This window comes from Pseudomonas juntendi, assembly GCF_009932375.1.
Taxonomy (GTDB): Bacteria; Pseudomonadota; Gammaproteobacteria; order Pseudomonadales; family Pseudomonadaceae; genus Aquipseudomonas; species Aquipseudomonas juntendi.
The window spans coordinates 1-3197 of sequence record NZ_BLJG01000279.1 but is presented as its reverse complement, the minus strand read 5'-3'; the positions used below and the strand labels follow the sequence as shown (position 1 = coordinate 3197).

5 protein-coding genes are annotated in these 3197 nt (G+C 64.9%); 4 read left to right on the top strand and 1 reads right to left on the bottom strand.

Annotation, left to right across the window (positions count from 1 at the left end; all coding sequences use genetic code 11):
• Positions 1-70: 70 nt before the first annotated feature.
• The 4 genes from GYA94_RS24400 (at position 71) to GYA94_RS28345 (ending at position 1464) form a co-directional block, all read left to right on the top strand.
• Entirely contained in the window at positions 71-295 is a 225-nt protein-coding gene (locus GYA94_RS24400) for a hypothetical protein (protein WP_161893267.1), read from the top strand.
• 61 nt (positions 296-356) lie between these two features.
• Complete coding sequence (locus GYA94_RS24395; protein WP_161893266.1) at positions 357-803, top strand: structural protein P5; 447 nt, start codon at positions 357-359, stop codon at positions 801-803.
• The gene (locus tag GYA94_RS24390) at positions 800-1183 is read left to right on the top strand and encodes a hypothetical protein (RefSeq protein ID WP_236184546.1); all 384 of its coding nucleotides are present in this window, start codon (positions 800-802) and stop codon (positions 1181-1183) included. Before GYA94_RS24395 ends, GYA94_RS24390 begins: the two co-directional genes overlap by 4 nt.
• A complete protein-coding gene (locus tag GYA94_RS28345; RefSeq protein WP_182275291.1) occupies positions 1180-1464 on the top strand; it encodes a hypothetical protein in 285 nt (94 codons plus the stop codon). The genes GYA94_RS24390 and GYA94_RS28345 overlap by 4 nt, the downstream gene beginning before the upstream one ends.
• A gap of 499 nt (positions 1465-1963) precedes the next feature.
• Here GYA94_RS28345 and mnmC1 read toward each other — a convergent pair.
• Positions 1964-3197, bottom strand: a 1234-nt coding sequence (gene mnmC1, locus GYA94_RS24385; RefSeq protein WP_161893265.1) for an FAD-dependent 5-carboxymethylaminomethyl-2-thiouridine(34) oxidoreductase MnmC1, incomplete at its 5' end; no start/stop codon positions are given.

Below are 3197 nucleotides of genomic sequence, written 5' to 3'. Positions count from 1 at the left end.
CAAGGCTTGAATCCAAGCCAACTACCCAATGCCCGCCATCGAGCGGGCTTTTTTGCCTGGAGATTTACCCATGCCATTTGTCGCCATCAACCTGAGCAATGACTACGAAGTTGCCAACAAAACTCGCTACGCCACCCAGGAGGAGGCCGACGCCCGAGCCCGCGAGATCTTGAGCCAGTTCCCGGCCGCCCAGGTCTGTGTCGCCCAGGTGCTGAAGGACTACACCGCCAAAGTCTCCATCAGCGCAAAAGATCCGGCAGAGCCAGCACCAGAGCCTGAGGCGTCTGCTGCCTGACGGCGTTCGCAACCACCCAATGCCCGCTCAACGCGGGCTTTTTTACGCCTGGAGAAAACCCATGACTGCACCCCGCGGCGTCCGCAACAACAACCCCGGCAACATCGATTTCAACCCCCGCAATGCTTGGCAGGGCCAGCTTGGCGTGGAGGTGGGCGTGGCCAGTCCGCGCTTCGCCCGCTTTGACCAAGCCGAGAACGGAATCCGTGCCTTGGGCAAGCTTCTGCTCAACTACCGTGGCAAGGATGGCATGCCCGGGGTAGGTCGACCTGGTATCGATACCCCACTCGAGTTCATCAGCCGCTGGGCGCCGGCCAGCGAGAACAACACTCTGGCTTACGCCCAGGCCGTCGCCAAACGGCTCGGTGTAGGTGTGCGCGACTCCATCGACATCTCCGACCCACGGGTGCTGCGCGAGGCTGTGGTGGGCATCATCACCCATGAGAACGGCGGGAACCCGTACAAGGCCGAGGTGATCGATGAGGGTATCCGGCGGGCCTTGGCATGATTGTGGCACCGATGGAGGGCGGCCGCCTGGCCGCCGTTCTGTTGGGCTGCGTGCTCTTGGCCGGGCTCGGCGGTGCGTGTGGCGTGTGGCTGGCTGCTGGTCACTACCGCCCGCTGCTGGACCAGGCCAATGGCGAAGTCTCCACTTGCAAGGCTGCCCGGGACAATCTCAGCGGCCTGGCGCAAGAGCAGGGAAAGGCTTTGGGCGACTTGACCATGGCCGCGAACGAGCGCCAGGCCAGGGCGGAGCAGGCGGTAGGTGAGGCCAAGGCCAGAGCCCAAGACGACTACGCTGCGGCGAACCGGCTGCAGCAGGAGCGCACCGGTGGCGACCAATGCGCGGCCGCCACCTCGATCATCGATCAGGAGCTAGGGCTATGACCATTGCAAGGAGATCCCTGCATGGGATGGGGGTGCTCGCAGGCATCCTCCTGCTGGCAGGCTGTGCAGCGCGGGTCGAGCCAGAGGTGCGCGCCGTTCGCGTCGAGGTGCCTGTGCAGGTGCCGTGCCGCGCGCCGGATGTGGCTGTTCCGCCCTGGGCTGCTGCCGGTCTGCGCAAGACCGACAGCCTAGAGGTAAAGGTGCGGGCTCTACTGGCCGAGCGGCGTCAGCGGATCGGGTATGAGAAGCAACTGGAGGCCTCCGTATCAGCCTGCAGGTAGCCTCACCTCAAAAAGAACAAAATTGAGGCGAGAATCCGCTTTAGGAAAAATGGCGTGATCGGCCTACATTCGAGGGAGGAAAAATTAGCACGCGCCACGAAACCCGACCTCGCAATTTTGTGGCGCGCACGAGAAGGGCGCGCCTGATGTGCCAGCGGGCCCAGTTGGTGTATGGAATTCTCGTACCACTTTTTGTACCAAAACAGGTTTTTTGTGGGGGAATCAGGGGGATTTATAGCCCCTGCAAGCCTTTAAAACCCCCTTTTCCAATTCTCCTGCTAATCCGCACATAAGTCCTTACCGGTTTTTCCGTTGGGGAGGTGATGCCCCGGATTAGGGCACCTTAAGGAACTGACCTATGTGCTTTATGAGAGTTTTAGAACAATCTGTTATATGCGGCTGCGGCCTGCGACGCTTTTCTGCCCAATCGCGACACCGGTTTTGCCTTGCCGGAACGGCCCTGTGTCGCGATCGGGCTGCACCGCAGCCCCCGGCTCCATCACTTGCCCCGTATCAGCTTGCGCAGGGCGAACCGGTTAGGATGGCAAGCCTGCGCCACCCCTTGAGGCACCGGCAGCGGCTCCCCGCACACCCACGCGGCCAGCAGTTCCCCACTCAATGGGGCAGTGATCAACCCGCGCGAGCCATGCCCGCTGTTCACATACAGCCCGCCCAGCCAGGGACAAGGGGCTTGCGGCACCTGCCGCGCATCACGCGCCAGTACCGCGTAGGTGTCGGCAAACGCCTGTGCATCGGCCAGCGGCCCGACAATCGGTAGGTAATCCGGGCTGGTGCAGCGGAATGCCGCCCGCCCTTGCAGGTGCTCAGGGTTCAGCGTTGCCACGCCCAGGCGTTGTGCCAGGTCGGTCGATATCTCGTCCAGCAACGCCAGGTTGCCCTGGTGTTCGGCCACCGTCGGCGCCAGGTTGTCACTGTTGAAATCAAAGCTCGCGCCCAGGGTATGTTCATCATCACGCGGCGGTGCCACGTAGCCCTCGGCGCACACCACGGTGCGCAGTGCCCGGCTGCCGACGGTGGCCGGCAAGCGGGTGATCTGGCCGCGGATGCGCTTGAGCGGCAACCCGGCACAGGCGTCGAAGCGGCGGACCTCGGCGGCTGCGGCCAGAATCACCACCGGCGCGCTGGCCAGCAGGCGCTCGCCGGCCCAGGCTTGCCACTGGTCAGCCACTTTGCGCAGCTCGATGACTTCCTGGTGGGTCACCAGCCGGATACCAGGGTGCTGCAACTGCTGCTGGCACAGGGCAGGCGGGTGGACCCAGCCGCCTTCGGGGTAGAACAGCCCGCCAGCCGGCAGGGCGACCCCGGCGACGGCTTCGGCCTCGGTACGTTGCAGCGCGTGCAGCAGGTCGTGGTCGAACGCGCCAGCCAGTTTGCCCTGGCGCTCGGCTTCCTTGGCGTCGAACGCCAGTTGCAGCACGCCGCAGGCATCCCAGTCCTTGCCCCGTTGCAGGCGTTCGAGCTGGCGCCGGGTGTAGCCGAAGCCGGACAGGATCAGCTGTGACAACGCCGTGCCATGGGCGGAAAGCTTGAGGTACAGCACCCCCTGCGGGTTGCCCGAGGCTTCCTGCGCGGGGGCGGCATGGCGTTCCAGCACGGTCACCTGCCAGCCACGCCGGGCCAGGCTGGCTGCGCTGGCGCTGCCGGCGAGCCCGGCGCCGATCACCAGCGCCTGGCGCGGGCCCGGCGTGGCGGGCGGGCGTGCATACCAGGGG

Coding starts and splice junctions, on each gene's coding strand:
- GYA94_RS28345 (WP_182275291.1), top strand. CDS start 1,180: ATGACCATTGCAAGGAGATCCCTGCATGGGATGGGGGTGCTCGCAGGC.
- GYA94_RS24395 (WP_161893266.1), top strand. CDS start 357: ATGACTGCACCCCGCGGCGTCCGCAACAACAACCCCGGCAACATCGAT.
- GYA94_RS24390 (WP_236184546.1), top strand. CDS start 800: ATGATTGTGGCACCGATGGAGGGCGGCCGCCTGGCCGCCGTTCTGTTG.
- GYA94_RS24400 (WP_161893267.1), top strand. CDS start 71: ATGCCATTTGTCGCCATCAACCTGAGCAATGACTACGAAGTTGCCAAC.